This window comes from Acidovorax sp. GW835-FHT14G06, from assembly GCF_058793595.1.
Map to the genome: position 1 here is coordinate 128,552 of NZ_JBXAGA010000004.1, position 22,750 is coordinate 151,301.

The 22,750-nt window shown below is 66.4% G+C and carries 16 protein-coding genes; 15 read left to right on the plus strand and 1 reads right to left on the minus strand.

Features of this window, described 5'->3' with window-relative positions; genetic code table 11:
• The first annotated feature begins 76 nt into the window (after positions 1–76).
• The 6 genes from AC1Q64_RS07930 (at position 77) to AC1Q64_RS07955 (ending at position 13,472) form a co-directional block, all read left to right on the plus strand.
• Positions 77–6,061: an alpha-2-macroglobulin family protein gene (locus tag AC1Q64_RS07930; protein WP_492251133.1), complete on the plus strand. Its 5,985-nt coding sequence runs from the start codon at positions 77–79 to the stop codon at positions 6,059–6,061.
• Between the two features lie 71 nt (positions 6,062–6,132).
• Complete coding sequence (locus AC1Q64_RS07935; protein WP_291434692.1) at positions 6,133–6,501, plus strand: hypothetical protein; 369 nt, start codon at positions 6,133–6,135, stop codon at positions 6,499–6,501.
• A 55-nt stretch (positions 6,502–6,556) separates the two neighbouring features.
• The gene (locus AC1Q64_RS07940; RefSeq protein WP_492250965.1) at positions 6,557–7,426 is read left to right on the plus strand and encodes a methylglyoxal synthase; all 870 of its coding nucleotides are present in this window, start codon (positions 6,557–6,559) and stop codon (positions 7,424–7,426) included.
• Positions 7,427–7,486: 60 nt separating this feature from the next.
• The gene (gene pbpC / locus AC1Q64_RS07945; RefSeq protein WP_492251134.1) at positions 7,487–9,790 is read left to right on the plus strand and encodes a penicillin-binding protein 1C; all 2,304 of its coding nucleotides are present in this window, start codon (positions 7,487–7,489) and stop codon (positions 9,788–9,790) included.
• 84 nt (positions 9,791–9,874) lie between these two features.
• Positions 9,875–12,163, plus strand: a complete 2,289-nt coding sequence (locus AC1Q64_RS07950) for a bifunctional diguanylate cyclase/phosphodiesterase (RefSeq protein WP_492250966.1) — start codon at positions 9,875–9,877, stop codon at positions 12,161–12,163.
• 142 nt (positions 12,164–12,305) lie between these two features.
• Positions 12,306–13,472, plus strand: coding sequence for an alpha-hydroxy acid oxidase (locus tag AC1Q64_RS07955; RefSeq protein ID WP_492250967.1), 1,167 nt, complete (start codon positions 12,306–12,308; stop codon positions 13,470–13,472).
• Between the two features lie 15 nt (positions 13,473–13,487).
• Here the strand turns inward: AC1Q64_RS07955 and AC1Q64_RS07960 are convergent, their stop codons facing one another.
• Entirely contained in the window at positions 13,488–13,901 is a 414-nt protein-coding gene (locus AC1Q64_RS07960; protein WP_492250968.1) for a c-type cytochrome, read from the minus strand.
• A gap of 246 nt (positions 13,902–14,147) precedes the next feature.
• Between AC1Q64_RS07960 and AC1Q64_RS07965 the strand changes: the two genes are divergently transcribed.
• From AC1Q64_RS07965 to AC1Q64_RS08005, 9 genes are all read left to right on the plus strand, one after another.
• The gene (locus tag AC1Q64_RS07965; RefSeq protein WP_291434682.1) at positions 14,148–14,723 is read left to right on the plus strand and encodes an RNA polymerase sigma factor; all 576 of its coding nucleotides are present in this window, start codon (positions 14,148–14,150) and stop codon (positions 14,721–14,723) included.
• Between the two features lie 7 nt (positions 14,724–14,730).
• Positions 14,731–15,522 (plus strand): anti-sigma factor, encoded by a 792-nt coding sequence (locus AC1Q64_RS07970; protein WP_492250969.1) that lies wholly within the window; start codon positions 14,731–14,733, stop codon positions 15,520–15,522.
• 408 nt (positions 15,523–15,930) lie between these two features.
• Positions 15,931–17,484, plus strand: a complete 1,554-nt coding sequence (locus AC1Q64_RS07975) for a DUF4331 domain-containing protein (protein ID WP_291434678.1) — start codon at positions 15,931–15,933, stop codon at positions 17,482–17,484.
• A 17-nt stretch (positions 17,485–17,501) separates the two neighbouring features.
• A complete protein-coding gene (locus AC1Q64_RS07980; RefSeq protein WP_291434677.1) occupies positions 17,502–17,753 on the plus strand; it encodes a hypothetical protein in 252 nt (83 codons plus the stop codon).
• A gap of 97 nt (positions 17,754–17,850) precedes the next feature.
• Entirely contained in the window at positions 17,851–18,993 is a 1,143-nt protein-coding gene (locus AC1Q64_RS07985) for a hypothetical protein (RefSeq protein WP_492250970.1), read from the plus strand.
• 8 nt (positions 18,994–19,001) lie between these two features.
• A complete protein-coding gene (locus tag AC1Q64_RS07990; protein ID WP_492250971.1) occupies positions 19,002–20,324 on the plus strand; it encodes a HupE/UreJ family protein in 1,323 nt (440 codons plus the stop codon).
• A gap of 147 nt (positions 20,325–20,471) precedes the next feature.
• Positions 20,472–21,404, plus strand: coding sequence for a DUF3034 family protein (locus tag AC1Q64_RS07995; RefSeq protein ID WP_492250972.1), 933 nt, complete (start codon positions 20,472–20,474; stop codon positions 21,402–21,404).
• Positions 21,405–21,414: 10 nt separating this feature from the next.
• The gene (locus AC1Q64_RS08000) at positions 21,415–21,885 is read left to right on the plus strand and encodes a group I truncated hemoglobin (RefSeq protein WP_492250973.1); all 471 of its coding nucleotides are present in this window, start codon (positions 21,415–21,417) and stop codon (positions 21,883–21,885) included.
• 4 nt (positions 21,886–21,889) lie between these two features.
• Positions 21,890–22,654 (plus strand): cupredoxin domain-containing protein, encoded by a 765-nt coding sequence (locus AC1Q64_RS08005; RefSeq protein ID WP_492250974.1) that lies wholly within the window; start codon positions 21,890–21,892, stop codon positions 22,652–22,654.
• The last annotated feature ends 96 nt before the right edge of the window (positions 22,655–22,750 follow it).

A 22,750-nucleotide genomic window follows, 5' to 3' on the forward strand; every position in this document is an offset into this window, starting at 1 on the left:
ACACACCCGGGCGACATGGCACTTTGTTACGCTTGCTGGTTCCTTCGGAGGGGATAGCGTGAACGCAAAAAAATGGATGTTGGCCGCCAGCCTGTCTCTGGTGGCCTGGGGGGCCCAGGCCCTGCAGATCACCAGCTTCTCGCCCCAGGGCGAGGTGGCGCGCGTGCGCCAGGCGGTGGCCAAGTTCGACGCTGCTGCGGTCAATTTTGGGGACCCCAAGGCGCCCGCGCCGCTGAGCCTGAGCTGCAGCGACGCCAGTGTGACCAAGGGCACGGGCCGCTGGACTGGCGAGCGCGAGTGGGTGTTTGACTTCGAGCGCGACCTGCCGCCAGGCGTGCGTTGCACCGCCAGCGTCAAGCCGGGCTTCAAATCGCCCGCTGGCGCAGAACTGACGGGCGCCAAGAGCTATCAGTTCAATAGCGGCGGGCCATTTGTGCAGAACCTCCGCCCCAGCACCTACGAGCAGATCGACGAAGAGCAGTTCTTTGTGCTGTTCCTCAATGGTCCGGCCACCACGGCCAGCGTGCAGAGCAACGTGTGGTGCACGGCCGAAGGCGTGGGCGAGCGCATCCCCGTGCGTTTGATCGAGGGGGCGCAGCGCGCCGAAATCCTCAAGGGCCTGGGCCTGGAGAAAGACGCAGCACGCGAGCCCCTGTCCTTTGCCACACTGGCCTGCAACCGCCGGTTCACCTCGGGCTCGCGCATGCAGATCGTGTTCGGCAAGGGGGTGGCCACCCCCAGCGGAGTCGCCAACACGGTGGAAAAACGCTTTGACTTCAAGGTGCGTGAGCCGTTCTCGGCCGAGTTCAGCTGCGAGCGCGAAAACGCCCAGGCTGCCTGCCTGCCGATCCGGCCGATGATGCTGTCGTTCAATGCGCCCGTGCCGCGCAATCTGGCGGCGGCCATCCGCTTGAAATCTGGCAAGGAAACCCTCAAGCCCCAGATCGATGGCGGCGCAGAGGGCGCCCAGGCCGATGCCCTGGTCAACAGCCTGCAGTTCAACGCGCCGTTGTCCGAAAACACGGCCTTCACCATCGAGCTGCCCAAGGACTTCAAGGACGCCTCGGGGCGCCCGCTGCGCAATGCCGACAACTTCCCGCTCAAGGTGTCTACCGGCGGCATGCCGCCGCTGGCCAAGTTTGCGGCCGCGCCCTTTGGCATCGTGGAACGGTTTGCAGAAGGCCCCGCGTCGGACAACCCGCCTTCGTTGCTGCCCGTGACGCTGCGCAACGTGGAGGCTGCCCTGCGCGTGCAGGGGCTGCAAGCGGGTGTGGCGACAGCCACCGTACCGGCTGGCAAGGTGAGCACACTCAAGCCCCGCACCGACGCAGACGTCATTGCCTGGTTCCGCAAGGTGCAGCGCTATGACAGCTATGTGGTGGATCGCAAGCAGGCGCGCCAGGACGTGACCGGCCCTCTGCCCAAGGTGCTCGACAACGACAAGGACTACGTGCAGTCACGCATGCTGTCGCTGCTGGCAGGCAAGGGCGGTGTCAAGACGCTGGACCTGCCCAAGCCCGCGAGCAACGACCCGCGCCCGTTCGAGGTGGTGGGCATTCCGCTCACGCCCGGCTTCCATGTGGTGGAGATTGCATCGCAAAAGCTCGGCGCCTCGCTGCTGGACGACCGCCATGGCGAAGGCCGCACCATGTATGTGCGCACCTCGGCGCTGGTGACCAATCTGGGCGTGCATTTCAAGCTGGGCCGTGAAAACGCGATGGCCTGGGTCACCACGCTGGACAAGGGCCAGCCCGTGCAGGGCGCCACGGTGCGCGTGTCGGACTGCAGGGGCAATGAGCTGGCGCAGGCCGTGACCGACGCACAGGGTATTGCCCGTGTGGAGGGCCTTTCGTCCGAACCCCCCGGCTGCAATTCCAATTCTGAGGACGAGGTCGGCCAGTCGTACTTTGTGAGCGCACGCCACAAGGGCGCGGATGGCGTGGAGGACATGGCCTTCACCTGGAGCGACTGGCAGCGCGGCATCGAGCCCTGGCGCTTCAATGTGCCCACCAGCCGGGCTCCCGCGCCTGACGAACGTGCCCACACCATCTTCGACCGCACGCTGTTCCGCGCTGGCGAAACCGTGTCGATGAAGCACCTGCTGCGCGCCGAAACGCGCCAGGGATTTGCTCTCTCAGCCTCGCGCCCCGACACCCTCGTCATCACCCACCTGGGCAGCGGCCAGCAGTTCACCCAGCCCTTGGTGTGGCGCGGCACGGCCACGGGGGGGCTCAGTGCGCAAAGCACCTTTGCCATCCCGCCCGCCGCCAAGCTGGGCGTGTACCAGGTCGAGCTGGGAGGCAACGGCACGGTGAACGGCAGCCTGGCGTCGGGCTCGTTCCGCGTGGAGGAGTTCCGCCTGCCGGTGCTGGAAGGGCGCATTGCCCCGGTCGAGAAAAAGGCGCTGGTGCGCGTGCGCTCTGTGCCCACCGACGTGCAGATCAACTACGTGGCCGGCGGTGGCGCCGCCAACCTGCCGGTGCGCGTGTCGGCCCTGGTGCGCGGCAAGTCCCTGCAGTTCAGCGACTACGACACGTTCAGCTTCAACCCGCCCCGCAAGCGTGAGCAGAGCAACGCCGGCAGCGACGACGAAGAAGCCACCGCCAGCCAGGATGCGCGCGTGATCGCCGACAAGCTGCCGCTCACCCTCGACAAGAACGGTGCAGGCAAGGTCACCATCGACAACGTGCCCCAGGCACGCCAGCCGCAGGAGCTGCTGCTGGAGGCCACTTACGCCGACCCCAATGGCGAGGTGCAGACCATCCGCAGCACACAAGCGCTGTGGCCTGCCGGTGTGGTGGCGGGCATCAAGACCGAGGGCTGGGTGTCTGCGCGTCAGAAGATCCGCTTCCAGGCCCTGGCGCTGCAGCACAACGGCAAGCCTGCGGCCGACACTTCGCTGCAGGTGCAGGCCATGGCCCGCATCACCACCACCACGCGCAAGCGCATGGTGGGTGGCTTTTACAGCTACGACAACCAGACCGACACCAAGGATCTGGGCACGCTGTGCAGCGGCAAGAGCGACGCGCGCGGCCTGTTGCTGTGCGAATCCAAGCTCGACGAAGCGGGCGAGGTGGAGCTGGTGGTCACCGCCACTGACAAGGACGGCAACACCAGCGTGGCTGCCTCGTCGGTGTGGGTCACGCGCCAGGGCGAGCTGTGGTTTGGCGGTGAAGACCACGACCGCATCGACCTGCTGCCCGAAAAGAAGAGCTACCAGCCTGGCGAGACCGCCAAGTTCCAGGTGCGCATGCCGTTCCGTTTTGCCACCGCGCTGGTGGCTGTGGAGCGCGAAGGCATCATCGAAACCCAGGTGGTGCAGCTGAACGGCCAGGACCCCACGGTGAGCCTGAAGGTGCAGCCCGACTGGGGGCCGAACGTGTACGTGAGTGTGCTGGCCCTGCGCGGCCGCCTGCGCGAGGTGCCGTGGTACAGCTTCTTCACCTGGGGTTTCAAGGCGCCGCGTGAGTGGTGGGCCTCGTTCTGGTACGAAGGCAAGGAATACCAGGCGCCTACGGCGCTGGTGGATTTGTCCAAGCCCGCGTTCCGCCTGGGCCTGGCCGAGATCCGCGTGGGCACAGCGGCCCATCAGATCGACGTGAAAGTCACCACCGACAAGGAAAGCTACGCCGTGCGTGGCAAGGCCCAGGTCACCATCACCGCCATGCTGCCCGGTGGCAAGCCCGCGGCCAATGCCGAGGTGGCACTGGCCGCGGTGGACCAGGCCCTGCTGGAGCTGATGCCCAACAACAGCTGGAACCTGCTCGAAGCCATGCTGCAGCGGCGCAGCTGGGGCGTGGAGACGTCGACGGCGCAGATGGAAATCATCGGCCGACGCCACTACGGCAAGAAGGCCGTACCCGCTGGCGGTGGTGGGGGCAAGTCACCCACGCGCGAGTTGCTGGACACCCTGCTGCTGTGGGAGCCCGCGCTCAAGCTCGACGCCAACGGCCAGGCCAAGGTCACCGTGCCGCTCAACGATGCGCTGACCACCTTCAAGATCGTGGCGGTGGCCGATGCGTCCACCGGGCTGTTTGGCACCGGCAGCACCAGCATCCGCGCCACGCAGGACCTGCAGATCATCAGCGGCCTGCCGCCGCTGGTGCGCGAGGACGACCAGTTCCGCGCGCAGATCACGCTGCGCAACACCACCAAGGCCGCCATGAAGGTCGAGGTGGCACCGCGCGCCACACTGCTGGACCTGAAGCCACAAACCATCGACATCCTGCCTGGAGAGGCGCGCGAAGTGGCCTGGGACGTGACGGCCCCCGCGCAGCTGGCGCAAACTCGCGCTGAGGCCATCCTGTGGGAGATTGAAGCCAAGGACCAGGTCAGCGGCGCCCGCGACGCCCTCAAGGCCCGCCAGCGCATCGTGCCGGCCGTGCCACTCACGGTGCAGCAGGCCACTCTGGTGCAGGTGGACGGCAGCTACAGCCTGGACGTGAACCCGCCCGCCGATGCTTTGCCCGGCCGAGGCGGTCTCAAGATGTCGCTACAGCCCAAGCTGGCCGAAGGCCTGCCTGGCGTGCGCGACTGGTGGGCTCGCTACCCGTTTGCCTGCCTGGAGCAAAAGACCAGCAAGGCCGTGGGCCTGCGCGACGGAGCGTTGTGGCAGACGGTGGTGGCGCAGTTGCCCACCTACCTCGACAGCGATGGTCTGGCCAACTACTTCCCGCCGCGTGATGGCGACGGGAACCGGGGCAGCGACACCCTCACGGCCTATGTACTGGCCGCCACGCACGAAGCCGCCAGCATCAACCCCGCGTTTGCCTTGCCCGATGAAGCCCGTGCGCCCATGGAGCGTGGCCTGATCGCGTTTGTGGAGGGCCGCATCCAGCGCAACTTCTGGAGCCCGCGCAAGGACCTGGACATGCGCAAGGTGGCCGCGCTGGAGGCGCTGTCGCGCTACGGCAAGGCCCAGGGTCGGATGGTGAGCAGCATCACCATCGCGCCCAACCAGTGGCCCACGCACACGGTGATCGACTGGGTCAACATCTTGAAGCGCGTGGCAGATGTGCCCGAGCGCGACAAGCGCCTGGCCGAGGCCATGCAGATCCTGCGCAGCCGCCTGTCGTTCCAGGGCACCAAGCTCATCTTCAGCAACGAGCAGGACGACTACTGGTGGTGGCTGATGCAGAACGGCGACGTGAACACCGCGCGCCTGATGCTCGCCGTGATGGACGACCCGGCGTGGAAGGACGATATGGGTCGCCTGGCCAACGGCTTCATCAGCCGCCAGCAGGCGGGAGCCTGGCACACCACCACCGCCAACTTGTGGGGTGGGCTGGCGTTGGAGAAGTTCAGCGCCAAGTTTGAGGCTGTGCCGGTCTCAGGCTCCACCAAGGCCAGCATGGGTGGCAACACCGCCAGCGTGGACTGGAGCAAGGTCGAGCGCGTGAAGGCATCGGACGCCACCGGCGCCCCCAACCAGATCACCTGGTTTGGTGCACCCGCATCGCCCGGCAACCTCAAGAACAACGGCATGTTCCTGCCCTGGGCATCCGGCGCGGGTCGGGCGGGTGGCAAGGAGCAGCTGGCCGTCACGCACCAGGGCCCAGGCAAGCCCTGGCTCACGCTGCAGTCGGTGGCGGCCATCGATCTCAAGGCGCCGTTCGCAGCGGGTTATGCGATCAAGAAGACCATCACCCCCGTGGAGCAGGCCAACAAGTCGCTGCCCGCCGGCCAGTACACGCGGGGCGACGTGCTGCGCGTGACGCTGGAGGTCAACGCCAGCGCCGACATGACGTGGGTGGCCATCACCGACCCCATCCCGGGCGGGGCCACCATCCTGGGCAGCGGCCTGGGCCGCGATTCCGAGATCGCCACGCAGGGCGAAAAGAAGAGCGGCGCAGGCTGGCCCGCGTTCGAGGAGCGCAGTTTTGAGTCCTTCCGCAGCTACTACGAGTACTTGCCCAAGGGCTCGGTCAAGATGGAGTACACCGTGCGCCTGAACAACGCGGGCGACTTTGCACTGCCACCGAGCCGGGTCGAGGCCATGTATGCGCCCGAGATGTTTGGCGAGTCGCCCAACGCACGGGTGAAGGTGCAGGTGGCCAAATAAGCCCCAACGTCCCAACGCCCCAAAGTCGCCATGCACCGCCTCGCCCATCGTCCACTCCAGGCCTGCACGCCATGAGTCTCAGCGTCTTTCTGGAGCTGCGGTTCTGGCTGCTGGTCGGCTTCTCGCTGGTGCTGCCGGTGGGCATCTATGCGCTGCTGCTCGTCACGCGGTCGATCTCCCGCTGGGCGGTGCTGGGGTTTGGCGTGGCGCTGGTGCTGGTCGCGGGGGTGGATGTGTACCTGCTGCAGTCCATGGCGGCGCAGGCCAAAAGCACGCCGTCTCTGGCTGACGATGCGTGGTTCAGTTCCGAGCTGACGATTGCGCTGTACCTCCTGCCGGTGGTGTTTGGCGGTATAGGCGTCAATCTGATCTCACATGTGCTGCTGCGCCACCTGACCGAGGCCGAGGGGCGTTTTGACCGTGAGCACTCCGATCGCTGAGTCGTCTGGGGTTTACGATGCTCCGATCCCTTCGATTTCAGAAAGTCAACCCGCCATGATCCTGGGTCTCGCTGCCAACCGCTTGCACCACCACACCGAAGATGCGGCGCTCTTTTCCTGGTTGCGCGCCTGCGAGGCCGGTATCCGGGAACTGCAGCTGGGGTTGCACGCCGTGGGCCGCACGCACGATGCCATCGTCGCTGCGGGCATGCTGCAGGGGTACCGGCCGCTGGTGCGTTACCCCTACGGGCGCGACGGTGGGCTGATGAAAGTGGTGGCAGAGGTGGTGGGCATGGGGGAAGGGCGCACGCTCGATGGCGCGATCTACCTTACCGACCCCGTGGACCCTTCTTCCATCTTCCCCGAGGCGCTGGCCCTCAAGCGGCAGTGCGTGATCCATGGCAAGCCGTTTCTCTCCACCGTGGCTAGCGCGCGCGACTGGATCGAGATGGAGCGCATCCACGCCGGGCTGCCGCGCGACCCGCAGGCCGACCGGTTTCATGACCATGGTACCCAGACGCTGGCCCTGATTGCGCACGACGCGTGCAAGCAGGCCATGCTCGACTTTGCGGATCGCAACTTTGATGTGCTGTCGCAGTTTCGCCATCGGGTGGCCACCGGCACCACGGGCCAGCGACTGAACGCCCTGGCGTGGAGCAAGGGCTGGCCCGAAGGGCAGCCCTGGGTGCAGCGTTTTAACAGCGGGCCGCTGGGTGGCGATGCGCAGATTGCCGACCTGGTGCTAGAGCGCCGTTGCCACCGCGCCGTTTTTTTTGAGGACCCGCATGTGGCGCGCCAGCACGAGGCCGACATTCAGCTGCTGGAGCGCGCCGTGACCACCGCCACGCACGACGCGGTGTGTGTCACCGTGCCAGGCGTGGCGCAGCGCTGGTGCGACGCCGTGCGCCTGCGCGCAGCGCGCTGATGGCACTTTTTTCTCTGTGCGTTTGTGTTCCTTCCTTTCGCTTCCTTCCCCACCTTGCGCATGCGCACACAGGCCATCGCTCTGGTGCTGGCGGCCTGCGCCTCGGGCGCCTGGGCCATTCCCACGTTTGACGAGGTGCGCGCGGACTTCAAGCCCTCGGACACCCTGATCCTCTCGCGCGAAGGCGAGGTGCTGCAGCGCTTGCGCACCGACGCCACCGTGCGGCGTGGCCAGTGGGTGCCACTGGCCGATGTGTCGCCCGCGCTGCGCCAGGCGCTCGTGCTCAGCGAAGACAAGTGGTTTTTTGAACACAGCGGCGTGGACTGGCGTGCGGCCTCGGCCGCCGCCTGGGGCAACCTGTGGAACCAGCGTACACGCGGGGCCAGCACCATCACCATGCAGCTCGCGGGTCTGCTGGATGGGGACTGGCGCCAGGGTCCCGGGGGGCGCACGGTGGTGCAGAAGGTCGGCCAGACCGTGGCCGCCCAGGTGCTGGACCGGCGCTGGCGCAAGGACCAGATCCTGGAGGCGTACCTCAACCTCGTGCCGTTTCGCAGTGAGCTGGTGGGTATCGACGCGCTGAGCCGCACCCTGTTTGGCAAGGCAGCCCATGGCCTGGATGACCGCGAGGCAGCGGTGGCGGCGGCCCTGGTGCGTGCGCCCAATGCCCGGCCTGCACTGGTGGCGCAGCGCGCCTGCGGGGTTCTGCGCGAGATGCAGCAGCGCGCTGGTGCCGGGGCGCTGCGTGTGAACTGCAATGCGCTGGACCTGTTCACCACGGCCGCATTGCAACGCCGTGCCTTCGATGCCAGCGAGGGTGTGGCACCACACTTTGCGCGCTACCTGCTGCGCCAGCGGGATAAGGACAGCGTTGTGCCCGAGCGGGTGGCCAGCACGCTGCGCGCGCCGTTGCAACGGTTTGCCATGCAGAGCCTGCAGCAGCACCTGCGCGAGTTGCGCGGGCGCCATGTGGAGGACGGCGCGGTGCTGGTGCTGGACAACGCCACGGGCGCTGTGCTGGCATGGGTCGGCTCGTCCGGCCAGCTCAGCCAGGCCAGCGAGGTCGATGGGGTGCTGGCGTTGCGCCAGCCGGGCTCCACGCTCAAGCCGTTCTTGTATGCCCAGGCGATTGCAGAACGGCGGCTCACGGCGGCCTCGCTGGTAGAGGATTCGCCCGCGCAGATCACCACGGCCGCGGGGCTCTACATTCCGCAGAACTACGACCGACAGTTCAAGGGCTGGGTGTCAGTGCGCACGGCGCTGGCAGCGTCGCTCAACGTGCCCGCCGTGCGCACGCTGGTCATGGTCACGCCCGACGCGTTCCACCGCCAGCTCGGGGCGGTGGGTTTGCCGCTGCGCGAAAGCGGTGATTATTTTGGCTACAGCCTGGCGCTGGGCAGCCCCGAGGTGCCGCTGCTGCACCTGACCAATGCCTACCGCACGCTCGCCAACGGCGGGCGGGCCAGTCCTGTTGCAGTCACGCTCGCCAACGGCGGGCGGCTGACCGATGTGGCGCTGGCCGATGCCAAGCCCCGCTTCACGCCCGCCATGGATGCGAACGCTGCCTTTATCGTGGGAGACATCCTGTCCGACGGCAATGCACGAGCCCGCACCTTTGGCACCGACAGCGTGCTGGCCACGCGGTTCTGGACGGCGGTGAAAACCGGCACCAGCAAGGACATGCGCGACAACTGGGCAGTGGGCTGGTCCGAGCGCTACACCGTGGGCGTATGGGTGGGCAATGCCAGCGGCGCTGCGATGCATGAGGTCAGCGGCACCAGCGGTGCTGCGCCCATCTGGGCGGCGGTGATGGGTTTCCTGCATGCCCGCGAGCCCAGCCGGGCGCCCAAGGCCCCTCAGGGCTTGGTGCGGGCGGCAGTGCGGTTTGGCCCGGGGCAGCCGCCGTCTGCAGGTGTCCCCCAGCCGTTGGAAGCCGCGCGCGACGAATGGTTTGTGCCTGGCACGCAGCAGTCTTTATTTGCTATTGATTCAATAGCTTCAGAGCCATATTCCACTAGCGCATTTGGCCAAAAATTCTCTAAAAACACTGCCACCACCCCTACGGCGCCTCCTGCGGGTGCCTCCGCCCGCATCACCGCCCCGGCGTCCGGCACGGTGATCGCGCTGGACCCGGACATCCCGCCCATGCGCCAGCGCCTGCAGTTCACCGCCACGGGCGATGCGGTGCAGTGGCGGCTGGACGGCAAAACTCTGGGCCGTGGGCCTCGGTTGGCCTGGTTGCCCTGGCCCGGGCGGCATGTGGTGCAACTCACCGACGGGCAGGGTAAGGTGCTGGACGAGGTCCGGCTGGAGGTGCGTGGCGCAGGTGTGGTGGCCGCAACTCTCCGGGCAGGTGCGCATTGACGCTATCAATTCCGAGGAATACGGTGTGACTTGGCGGTGCTGTACCGTTCAGGTCGCTGTTTAAAATAGTTACAAACTATCTGTATGTTCTCGTTCCGCCAGTTTTTCTCTCACCGCCTGATCTGGCTGGCTTTGCTGGTGGCCTTGGGCATCGGTGCGTTGTTTGCCCGCACCATCTGGACCATTCGCAACGACGAGTGGACCTACGCGGAGCAGACCAGTACCAACCTGGCCCGCACCTTGGAGCAGGGGCTGGCTTGGTCGCTGGACTCGTTCGACAAATCCCTCGAGGGCGTGGCCCGCGAGGTGGCGCAGCCCGAGGTGTGGGCGCTGCCGCCTGACCTGCGCTCGCGCGTAGTGTTTGACAACTCGCTGCGTGCGCGCGGCGCGGGCGATGTGCTGGTGCTGGACGCTCAGGGCAACGTCATTCTGGACTCAGGCTCCCTGACTCCCCGCCGCGCCAACCTGGGCGACCGCGACTACTTTCTGGCTTTTCGCGACCAGGGCCAGCGCGGGTTATTTGTTGGCAAGCCTGTGCCTTCACGGGTGACCGGCCTGAACATCCTGCCCATCTCGCGCGCTTACTACCATGCAGACGGCAGCTTTGCGGGGGTCGTAGTGGGCGCCCTCCGCCTGAGCTATTTCAACGAACTTTTTGGCTCAGTGAACCTGGGTCCCAGCAGCGGCATCAACATGTTCCGACAGGACGGGGTGGTGATCTCCCGCTTTCCGTATGGCGATGCTGATGTAGGAAAAAACCTTGCGGGCACGCCCAATATGGTGCGCATGCAGCAAGAGGGCTCTGGCTCGTTTGTTGGCGTAGCCGCGCTGGATGGAGTGGAGCGCCTGTATTCGTTCCGGCCAGTGGGCAACTACCCCTTGATCCTGAACGTGGCCCAGTCCACCGAAACCATCCTGGCCAAGTGGAGACGCAGCGCCTGGGTGCTGGGAGGGTTTGCCGTACTGTTGATGCTCGCATGCCTGGGGCTGGCCATGCTCTTTGTGCGGGAACTGGTGCTGCGCCAGCATGTGTCTGCGCGGCTGACCGAGGCCGAGCACGACCTGCGCACCACGCTAGACAACGTTCCCTCGATGATTGCGTACTGGGATGCTGGTATGCGCAACCGTTTTGCCAACCGCGCAGCTCTGGAGGAGTTTGGTACCTTCCCTGCACCGGTCCGCGGCCGCCACATCAGCGCGTTGCTGAGCGAGGCCCGCTACGCGGCCAGCAAGCCCTACTACGACTTGGCGCTATCGGGTGCGCCGCAACGGTTTGAACGCACGGACGAGGGCCCCCAGGGACTGCCGCGTCACAGCATCGTGTCCTATCTGCCCGACACCGACGCGCGTGGCGTCGTTACCGGGCTCTTTGTGCAAGTGACGGACATCACCGAGCGCAAGCGCATGGAGAACGAGCTGTTCGACGAGAAGGAGCGTGTGCGCCTCACGCTGCAATCCATCGGCGATGCCGTGGTCTGTTCGGACGTCAACGGTTTGGTGACCTACCTCAATCCTGTGGCAGAGCGCCTCACAGGCTGGCAGGCGTTTGACGCGGCTGGGCACAACGTCGACGAGGTGGTGAGTCTGCGCAGCCCCGACAACGACGAACCCTTGCCCAACACGCTGCGCACCGCGATACAGCAGGGTGCAGGCACGGACCCCGTGCGCGGCGTGCTGGTGCACCGCGCCAGCGGCCAGCGCTTCCTGGTGGAGGAGACGGCCAGTGCCATCACCGACCGCCATGGCACGGTGACAGGCGCAGTGGCGGTGCTGCGCGATGTGACCGAGGCTGTGGCCATGGCTGAGCGCATGGCGCACCTGGCTCAGTATGACGCACTGACGGACTTGCCCAACCGCGTGCTGCTGCAGGACCGTGCACAGCTGGCCATGGCGCAGGCGCGGCGCGAAGGCAAGTCGCTGGCGGTGATGTACCTGGACCTTGATGGCTTCAAGGAGGTTAACGACCGTCTGGGCCACGATGTGGGCGATGTCCTGCTGGTGCAGTTTGCCCATCGCCTGCAGGCAGCGGTGCGTGCATCCGACACGGTGTGCCGGCAGGGGGGCGATGAGTTTGTGGTGCTCCTGCCGGGGCTGGATGGGGTGGAGCACGCCTGCCTGGTGGCGCGCAAGATCCTGGCGGCCTGTGACGCGGCGTTTGCCCTCGCGGGGCAGCCGGTGCGGGTGGGCGTGAGCGGCGGCATTGCGCTGTTCCCGCAGCACGGCAGCACGTTCGATGAGCTGTCGCGCCATGCTGACGGCGCCATGTATGCGGCCAAGCGCGGCGGGCGCATGCGCTTCATGCTGTACCAGGGCCCGGATGCCGATCCCGAGGTGGTGTTGCCCGAGTCCTCTCAAGTGGCCGCGGCCCAGTAGTCCATCTGCTGAAGTCGGGCGTCCGGGTGGCATGGCGCTGTCCGTCGCTGGAAATTTGTTGCAAGCCGTCGAAAAAATTTTGATGGCTGGCCTCCGCGCCACCGCCTACCATTCGGCGCATTCCCCATCCTGGAGAGCCTGCGTGCCCAATCTGTCCAAAATCACCTGCATCGAAGACCTGCGTGTCATTGCCCAGCGCCGCGTGCCGCGCATGTTCTATGACTACGCCGATTCGGGCTCGTACACCGAGGGCACCTACCGCGCCAACGAGAGCGACTTCCAGCGCATCAAGCTGCGCCAGCGCGTGGCCGTGAACATGGAAGGCCGCACGACCCGCACCACCATGGTGGGGCAGGACGTGGCCATGCCCGTGGCCATTGCACCCACCGGCCTCACCGGCATGCAACATGCCGACGGCGAGATCCTGGGGGCCAAGGCGGCCAAGGCGTTTGGCATCCCGTTCACCCTCTCGACCATGAGCATCTGCTCCATCGAAGACGTGGCCGAACACACGGGCCGCCACCCGTTCTGGTTCCAGGTGTATGTCATGCGCGATCGCGACTTCATCGAACGCCTGATCGACCGCGCCAAGGCGGCCAATTGTTCGGCGCTGCAGCTCACGCTGGACCTGCAGATCCTGGGCCAGCGCCACAAGGACATCAAGAACGGCCTCTCGGCCCCGCCCAAGCCCACCATCGCCAACCTCATCAACCTGGCCACCAAGCCGCGCTGGTGCCTGGGCATGCTGGGCACCCAGCGCCGCAGTTTTGGCAATATCGTGGGCCACGCCAAGGGCGTGGGCGACCTGTCGTCGCTGTCGTCATGGACGGCAGAGCAGTTCGACCCGCAGCTCAACTGGGGAGATGTGGAATGGATCAAGAAGCGCTGGGGCGGCAAGCTGATCCTCAAAGGCATCATGGACGCTGAGGACGCCCGCCTGGCCGTCAACAGCGGTGCCGATGCGCTCATCGTCAGCAACCATGGTGGCCGCCAGCTCGACGGCGCGCCGTCCTCCATCGCCGCGCTGCCCGGCATTGCTTCAGCGGCGGGCAAAGGCATCGAGGTGTGGATGGACGGCGGCATACGCAGCGGGCAAGACGTGCTCAAGGCCCGCGCTTTGGGCGCTCAGGGCACGCTGATTGGTCGCAGCTTCTTGTACGGCCTGGGGGCCTACGGCGAGGCGGGCGTTACGCGTGCGCTGCAGATCATCCAGAAAGAGCTGGACATCACCATGGCGTTCTGTGGCCATACCAACATCAACAACGTCGATTCGTCGATCCTGCTGCCCGGTACCTTTCCCACGGCCTGAGCGGCTGAAAGCCCTCTACCGCGCGGCCGTCGTCGGCGCCGGTAGGCGCTTGAGCGTGGCCAGGTAGGCCACCACGTCCTCGCGGCCCTGCGCATTGTCGAGCTGGTAGTCCATGCCCTGGCCGGGGATCAGCGCCTCGGGGTCGGTCAGCCAGGCCTTGAGCGTGGCACGCGTCCACAGCAGCTTGCTTGCGCGCAGCGCGGGCGAGTAGTCAAAATCCTTTAGCGCGCCCGCGCGGCGCCCCACCACGCCCCGGTGCGCCGGGCCGTCGCCATGCTGGTCCGGGCTGTGGCAGCTGCTGCAATGCGCCGCGTACAGCGCAGCGCCACGCTCCACCGACTGGGCCGCAGCGGGGCTGTGGGCCCCCCACAGCAAGGTGGCCGCAACGGCAACCCAATGAACAGGGAACAGTGGGCGAGGCAGAGGCATGGCGGGCAGCATGGGGTGGAAAGTGCGAGCGTTGTGGGCAGAGGGGACTCTGGCAGTACGGACAATCCCGCTGTCTGGATTCATGCCCGTCGCGGTTGGGGTGCCCGACACCTCAGCTACACCAATTTACGGAGCCGGGGCACCGTTTTTGTGCCCGGCTACATCCAAAGTGCCTGCTGTGGCGTATTCACCCACAGCAAAGCCCCGCAGGGCCTGCCAACCCGATCAATCCAAGACAATGGGCGCATGAGCACCCTCCACCCAGACAGTGAACTGATGGACCTCCTTGACCGCATCGCCGCGCAGGACGATTCCGCGCTGAAAAGACTGTACGAGCGCACCTCGTCGCAGCTTTTTGGCCTGGCCTTGCGCATCGTCCGTAACCGCGACGCGGCGGAGGATGTGCTTCAGGAGGCGTTTTTGACCATCTGGCGCGGCGCGGGCAACTACCGCGCATCGCTGAGTCCGCCCATGGCGTGGATGGGTTTGATCGTGCGCAGCCGGGCGCTGGACGCCCTGCGCAAGCGCTCCACCGACCGGGCCGATCTCATGAATGAGCTGGATGACGAGATGGCGCAGACGCTGGAGGGAGATACGCCCAACCCCATGGACGCCGCCGATGCCAGCGAGCAGGCCTTTGCACTGCACCACTGCCTGGGCAAGCTCGATCACAAGCAGCGCGAAGTGGTGAGCCTGGCCTACCTGCGCGACCAGAGCCACGGCGAGCTGGCCGAGCAACTCAAGCTGCCGCTGGGCACCGTCAAGACCTGGATTCGCCGGGGCCTGGAACAGCTGCGCACCTGCATGGCGCGTTTCGCGTGAGGTTGCCATGAACATTACCCAACACCCCGAACTGCTCGACCGTCTGGCTGCCAGCTATGCCCTGGGCACGCTGCGTGGCGGCGCCCGCCGCCGATTTGAAAGCTTGGCACGCGAACACGCCACCGTGCGCGCTGCCGCCCTGGTCTGGCAGACCCGCTGGTCCGGCCTGACCGAGTTGCAGCCCGCCACCAGCCCCGCGCCCGCCGTGTGGACGCGCATCGACAACCTGGTGCAGGCCGACCGGGCTGCTGCAGCCATGCTGGCTGCCCGTGTTCCACAGGCCGCTGAGGCACCAGGAGGTTGGTGGCGCAACCTGCTGGTGTGGCGCGGTGCGGCGGCTGCGGGCGCCATCGCCACCCTGGCGGCTGTGGTGGTGGGGGTGCAGGTCAATGGAGGCCTGCGTGCCACCACGGGCGCGCAGATCGCCACGCTGCAACAACAACTGCAAGCCACGCCCCAGATCCAGTACGTGGCCGTGCTGGCAGATGACAAGGCCGATGCGTCGATGTTGGTGACTTTCGACCCCAAGAACAACCAGCTGGTGCTGCAGCGCGTGGGCGGCTTTCAGGAGGGTACGGACAAGTCCCTCCAACTGTGGGCGCTGCCGCCCGCTGGCGGCCCGCGCTCATTGGGCGTGCTGGGGCAGGACAAGTTGCTCAAGCTGGTGGCCCAGGAGGGCGATGTGAAAGAAGTGCCCACGCTGGCCATCAGCTTGGAGCCACGCGGCGGCGTGCCCAGCGCTACCGGCCCCACCGGCCCGGTGCTGTTCAAGGGCGCACTCATCCGCAAGGCGACCTGATCGCCTGCGCTGATGCAGCACTGCGCTGCCACAGGCCCCGTGCTGTGCCGCTCATCGGCCGCACGGGGCCTTTTTGATGGGCCCTGCCTTTTGGCTGGCAGGGCGGGTGCCGATGGGGCAACCTCCGGGGCAGCGTTGGCGCCCTGGGGTTTCACGGTCTGCCGACCTGTGCGGCGCTATCCAGGCACGGATGCATGAAGCTATTTTGGGCGCCGCAGGCACGCCCCGCTACGCGCGCCCGTCAAGTAGGCAGCATTCAATACAAAATGATAATTGTGATGTAAATACTATTGCATTTCTATTTTTGCTGTTTAAAAATGATTTCCGGGGGTTTGAATCCAGCGGCACCGCCTCGGCGTATTGAGGGTGGGGCGCTCGCTCCCCACCACCATCTACGAGGAGATTTCCATGCCATTGAAAAAACTCAGTCTGGCCGTGCTGGCCATGCTGGCCGCAGGTACCGCCGGTGTCAGCCTGGCTTCCAGTCACCGCGAGGCGCCGTTCATCACAACCCAGCCCAAGGTTGACGGCAGTGACTTCTACCTGTTCAACAGCTACGAACCGGGTCGAGCGGGCTTTGTCACCATGATCGCCAACTACCTGCCCCTGCAGGATGCCTATGGCGGCCCCAACTACTTCAGCCTGGACTCGAATGCGCTGTACGAGATCCACATCGACAACAACGGCGACGCGGCGGAGGACATCACCTTTCAGTTCCGTTTCAAGAACACGCTGAACAACGGTGGCAATGGCATCACCCTCGATATCGGCCCTGACGGTGCCCGCAAGAAGGTGGCGATCCCGCTGCGCAATGCCGGTGGCATCAGCGGCGCGGCGGGCGACCCGCTGGCCTACCGCGAAGAGTATGAGATGTTCATCGTGCGCGGTGACCGCCGTACCGGCAAGCGCGAGCAGATCACCATGGCCGGTGGGGGCGCTACCTTCACCAAGCCCATCGACTACATCGGAGAAAAATCGCTGGGCAATGCGGCCGCCTACGACGCCTATGCCGGCAAGTATGTGTATGGCATCAACATCCCCGGCTGCTCCACCCCCGGCAAGGTGTTTGTGGGCCAGCGGCAGGACCCGTTCCCGGTGTCGCTGGGCACCATCTTTGACCTGGTGAATGCGCCTGCCGCCGTCATCACCAGCGAGTCGAATGCTGCGGCCTTCGGCGCTGGCCAGATCGCCAACAAGAACGTGACTTCGCTCGCGGTGGAAGTGCCCACCAATTGCCTCACGGCAGCGTCGGGCGAGAAGGTCATTGGCGGCTGGACCACTGCCAGCCTGCGCCAGGCCCGCTTGCTCAATGGCAAGCCCGAATCGGGCCTGCAGGCCAGCGAGAAGGCTGGTGGCGCATGGACGCAGGTCTCGCGCCTGGGCATGCCGCTGGTCAACGAGGTGGTGATTGGTCTCAAGGACAAGGACAAGTTCAACGCGTCCAAGCCCAAGGATGATGCTGCCAACTTTGCGGACTACGTGACGCACCCCACGCTGCCCGCGCTGGTCGAGACGCTGTTTGGCGCCAAGGCCCCCACCAACTTCCCGCGCACCGACCTGATGACGGCGTTCCTTACCGGGCTGCCCACCGTCAACCGCCCCGGCAACATCACCGGCCTGGGTGCAGGCGGTCCCCTGGCCGAAATGCTGCGCCTGAACACAGGCATTGCCGCCACGGCTGCACCTGCGCAGAATCCGCTGGGGGTGGTGGCAGGGGACGCGGCAGGCTTCCCCAACGGACGCCGCCTGGGTGACGATGTGGTGGACGTATCGCTGCGCGTGGCCATGGGGGCACTGTGCACAGTGACGGGTGCCACGGACACGCTCAAGGTGGGCTGCAAGCCGGGTGATGCCCCTGCGGGAGGCGTAGCGTTTGTGGACGGCTCGCGCACCAAGGCCACCGACTACCGTACAGCTTTCCCTTATGTGAATCCACCGCTGCCCGGTGCCAAGAACTTCTGATCCGAAGGAGCCACACCATGCAAAAGAACCTTCGGATTCAGCGCCTGGCCCTTGCTTCGGTGGCGGCATTGGCCATCACCGGTTGCGGCGGGGGCGGTAGCGGCGACAACACGGCAGACCCTGGCAATGGGGGCCCCGTGATGGTGAATGCGTTCGCGTATGTGCAGCCCATTGTGGCCAGCGGTGCGTCGGACACCACCGAGCCTCAGGCGGTGGACCAGCTGGTGCTGTCCAGCACCGAGACTGAAGAGCCCGATTCGCGGCTCTGACCCTAGCGCGATGACCTGGCTGCGCCCTGAATGGGCGCGGCCAGGAACATCCGTGGGTGAGTGCGTCTACCCCGATATCCGTTGTTGTCACGAGCCCATGAAGAAATCTCCTCACTGTTTGTGCGCGGCCTTGTGCCTGGTGTTCTGGGCGGGCACGGCCATGGCTGCCTTGCCGCAGGACTTGACCCCCAGCCTGGATGCCGAGGTGGTCGAGCGCCTGCCCGAGCGTGTGAGCGCAGCTCCCGCCACACCCCAGGCCGCCGCCACCACGGCGCGGCGATGGATCACGTTGTCACGTGAGACGGCTGACCCGCGATACCTGGGCCGGGCTCAAGCGGCGCTGGCAAGCTGGTGGGGCCAGGCGGACGCCCCGGCCGATCTGCTGGTGTTGCAAGCCACCGTGGAGCAAGGGCGCCATGAATTTTCAGCAGCGCGCGCCACGCTGGAGCGCGCCTTGCAAACCAACCCCGCACAGGTGCAGGGCTGGCTCACGTTGGCCACGCTGGAGCGTGTGGCCGCGCGCTATGAGGCCGCCGAGGCCGCCTGCCGCAACGTAGCCCGCCACGGTGCTGCGCTGTATGCCACCGCCTGCCTGCTCGAAACCCGTTCACTTCAAGGCCAGCACGATGCCGCACGCAATGGCTTCACCGCCCTGCGGCAGCAGGTTGCGGGGGATGCTGCCCAGCGGGCCTGGATCGGGTCGCTGCTGGCCGAGAGCGAAGAGCGCGCAGGGCGCGATGACGCTGCCGACGCGGCCTACCGCCGCAGCCTGGCCGATGCCCCCGACGGCTACACCGCGCTGGCCTATGCCGACCAGCTGTTGCGCCGCAATCGTGCGAGCGCCGCGCTGGAGGTGCTCAGGCACCAGCCCGACAGCGACTCCGTGCTGCTGCGGCGCGCGCAGGCCTTGCGGCTGATGGGGGACGCCGCGTGGCAGCCCCTGGTGCGCGACCTGGAAGCGCGTTTTGCCGCCATCGCGGCGCGCGGAGAGGGGCTGGACGCCCACGCCCGGGAGCGTGCCTTGCTGGCACTGTGGTTGCAGGGGCAACCCGCCGCCGCATGGAAGGCGGCCCGCACCAACCTTGCCCTGCAAAAAGAGCCACTCGACTGGTGGCTTGCACTGCAGACCTCTGAGCAGTCGGGCGATGCTGCTGCCCACCAGGCCGTGCGGCAGGCCCTGCAGCAAGCAGGACTGCAAGACCTGCGCCTGGCGCGCTGGCAGACCCGGGGAGCCCAATGATGCGCTGCATGCACTGGATAACGGGCCTCCTGCGCCCACACGGGCGTTCCCTGCGGGCCATGGTGGCTGTCGCGTTGACTGCCGCAGCACTGGCGCCCAGCGCCTGGGCCCACAAGGCCAGCGACGCCTATCTGCGGGTGGCGGATGCGCCGGCATCCCTGGGCACTGCAGGGGCGGGCGCATCGATAGGCCTTGTGTTGTCGGTGGCATTGAAGGATGTGGATGCCGCGCTGGAGCAGCTCGATGCCGATGGCGACCGCCAGCTCACATGGGGCGAGGTGCGGCAGTCCATGCCCGCCATCGTCCAGTGGGTGGGCCAGGGCATGTTGTGGCAGTGCGACGGCACGGCGACGGTGCCTGCCTGGCGCTTTGAAGCGTTGGAGCAGCGCACCGATGGGCGTTACGCGCGACTGGCTGCCACGCTGCCCTGTGCGCCAGCCCAGGCGGTCACCCTGCGCTACGGCCTGATGCAGGGCATCGACCCCACACACCGACTGCTGGTGGGCGGCGCGTTGAGCGGCCAGACGCTGGCAGCCGTGCTGGCCCCTGACGGGCGCTCCGGCACCGACCTGCGCTCCGCGGGCGGCCGCGCCGTACAAGCGGGGGGGGAAGGCGCGGAAGGGGCTCAAGATGCGGACGCAACAGAGCCGGGGACCCCACGCGGCGGGTTGGCCACGCTGCTGCACTTTGTGACCGAGGGGGTGTACCACATCCTGTCTGGCTACGACCACCTGGCCTTTTTGCTGGCACTGTTGCTGCCCATCTCCCTGGCGCGGCCGCAGTCTCGTCGCCATCGCGATCTGCCTTCGCATACGGAGTCCGGCACAACGCCAACCGCTGAAACCCCGCCTTCCGGCGCCAGCGACCGCCTTGCCGGGATCAAGGCGTTGCTCATCACGGTGACCTGTTTCACGGTGGGCCACTCCATCACGCTGGCACTGGCGGGCCTGGGCTGGGTCACCGTGTCGGGCAACTGGGTGGAGCCCGCCATTGCCATCAGCATCGGCATCTCGGCGTTGCTGAACCTGTTTCCTGTCAACGGCCTTCGCGGTAGCTGGCTTGCTCTGGGATTTGGGCTGGTGCACGGGCTGGGTTTTTCCGGGGTACTGGTGGAAGCTGGCGTGTCGGGGGCTTCGCTGCTGTGGGCCTTGGCAGGGTTCAACCTGGGGGTCGAAATGGGCCAACTCTTGGTCGTAGCCCTGTGGTGCGCTGTCTCGGTGGTGCTGGCGCGCTGGGCCTGGTATCGCTCGGTGGTGGTGCGTGGCGGCTCGATTGCGCTGCTGGTGCTGTCGCTGTACTGGACCGTGCAGCGCTTGGCCTTCGCTGGCTGAAGACACCGGTGGTCGGTCCAGCGGGTTGGCCAGACCCTGTTGATGCGCCAAAGACCCTGCGCGGCACTCTGGGATTCGCATCCAGATGCTGCCTGTGTGCGTAATGAAGCTGTCGTAGCATTTATTTACAAACACAAGGAGCATCCCATGAAGAGTCCCCTTTCCATTGCCGCGTTGGCGGGCGTTGCGCTGGCCTGCGGGGCGGCCCAGGCCGACACCGGCAAGCTGCTGCTCACCGGCGGTGTCAGCACCATTGCCGGGTCGGCGGGCGGCGGTTTGACCCCCTGGGCGGTGATTGGCAGCAACGCCACCGAGGGCGAGGTGGGCGTCAGCGCCCACGCCACCCGCGCTGCCACGCAGGACTACAGCCTGAACGGCTATGGCGTGGCCCTGGGCCTGCACGACCGCCTGGAGCTGTCGCTGGCGCGCCAGGACTTTGATGCCTCGCCCGCGATCGCGCTCAACGGCATTGCGCCGTTTGGCGTGACACCCGGCCAGCACATCAAGATGGACGTGCTGGGTATCAAGCTCAAAGTGGCGGGCGACGCGGTGCTCAACAGCGACAGCTGGATGCCCCAGATTGCGGTGGGGCTGGAGCACAAGCGGGTGCACCCGGGCTCCATCGGCTCGGTGCTGGATTTTCTGGGCACCAAAACCAGCGGCACCGATGTGTACGTGAGCGCCACCAAGCTGCTGCTGGCGCAAAGCGTGCTGGTCAATGGCACGCTGCGCTACACCAACGCCAACCAGAACGGCCTGCTGGGCTTTGGCTCGGCCGTGCCCGGCAAGAACAGCCGCAGCCTGCAGCCCGAGTTCTCGGTGGCGTACCTGATCAACAAGAACCTGGCGGTGGGTGCCGAATACCGCTTCAAGCCCAACAACCTGCAGGCGCTGGGCGCTGCGGCAGGCCTGGGCACTGCCCTGCGCGAAGACGACTGGAAGGACATCTTTGTGGCCTGGGCGCCCAGCAAGAACGTATCGCTCACGCTGGCCTATGTGGACCTGGGCCGCATCGTGCCCGGCGTCACCAACAACCGCCGCCAGACCGGTTACTACCTGTCGGCCCAAGTCGCTTTCTGAGGAGATTGTCATGACGCACCCCAAAACCCTCATGGCACTGGCCATCGCTCTGAGCGGTTTGCTTGCTGCCCCGGCCTTTGCGCAGACCGCTGCGGCTCCAGCGGCGACCACCACCACCACCCCTGCAGGCCTGTACCAGGCCCTGGGTGAAAAGCCCGGAATCACCCGCCTGGTGGACGATTTCGTGAACCGTCTGGTAAAGGACCCACGCATCGGCAGCCACTTCAAGGACACCAAACCAGCCGCCCTGAAGGAAAGCCTGACCGACCAGTTCTGCCAGTTGAGCGGCGGCCCTTGCAAATATGAAGGCGCTGACATGAAATCGGCCCATGCCGACATGGACATCAACAAGGGCCACTTCAACGCCCTGGTGGAGGTGCTGCAAAGCGCCATGGATGCCCAGGGCATACCGTTCGCTCAACAAAACCGCCTGCTGGCCTTGTTGGCGCCCATGCACCGTGATGTGATCACCAAGCGGTAAGACAATGAAAAACGCTATTTTTTTCATAGCGGCTAGCGCAATATTCACCAGCGCTTCCGCCGGAAATGTCCAGATCCAGGTGCTGGACCGCGATGGCAAGCCCGTGCCCGACGCGGTGGTGGTGGTCTACCCCAGTGCCACTGCGGGCGCGGCCCCCAGCCTGTTGCAGCCCAGCCCCACCATCGAGCAGGAGCGCATGCGTTTTGTGCCCGCCGTCACGGTGGTGATGCCGGGCTCCACCGTGCGGTTTACCAACCAGGACCGGTGGGACCACCACGTGCGCGGCAACCCCACTGGTGCGTCCGCCGCAGCAGCACCGGCTGCAGCGACTTCCAACTTTGAGCTGCGCCTCGCGGGCAAGGCCGATGGCAAGCCCGCCAACTTTGCGGACGTCAAACTCGACACCCCTGGCGTGGTGCTGCTGGGCTGCCACCTGCACGGTTCCATGCGCGGCCACGTGTTTGTGACCGATTCGGCCTGGACACTCAAGACCGACAACGATGGCATTGCCCGATTTGCCAGCGTGCCGGATGGCGCCGCACAGGTGCGCGTGTGGCACGCCGAGCAACTGGTGGACCTGCCGCGCAAGGCGCTGAATGTGGTGCCCGGCCCGGTGCTGGATACCGTGCAGCTCAGCGTGGTGCCACGGGTGCGCCGTGCACCGCCAGCCGCGCCCGCAGGCCCTGGCAACAGCCCCGGTGGGCCCATGGGGTCGTACAGCCTGGCGCCCGTCTCGCCTCCCCAGGCACATCAGCACCCGGGCAGCTGACCCGCCACCACAGCGGGTGGTCCAAGGGGGGGTCAGCAGGGCAGCGATTTTTGAGGGCGTGGTCCGTCGCCCGCTCTTTCGTCTGAGTGTCTGCGG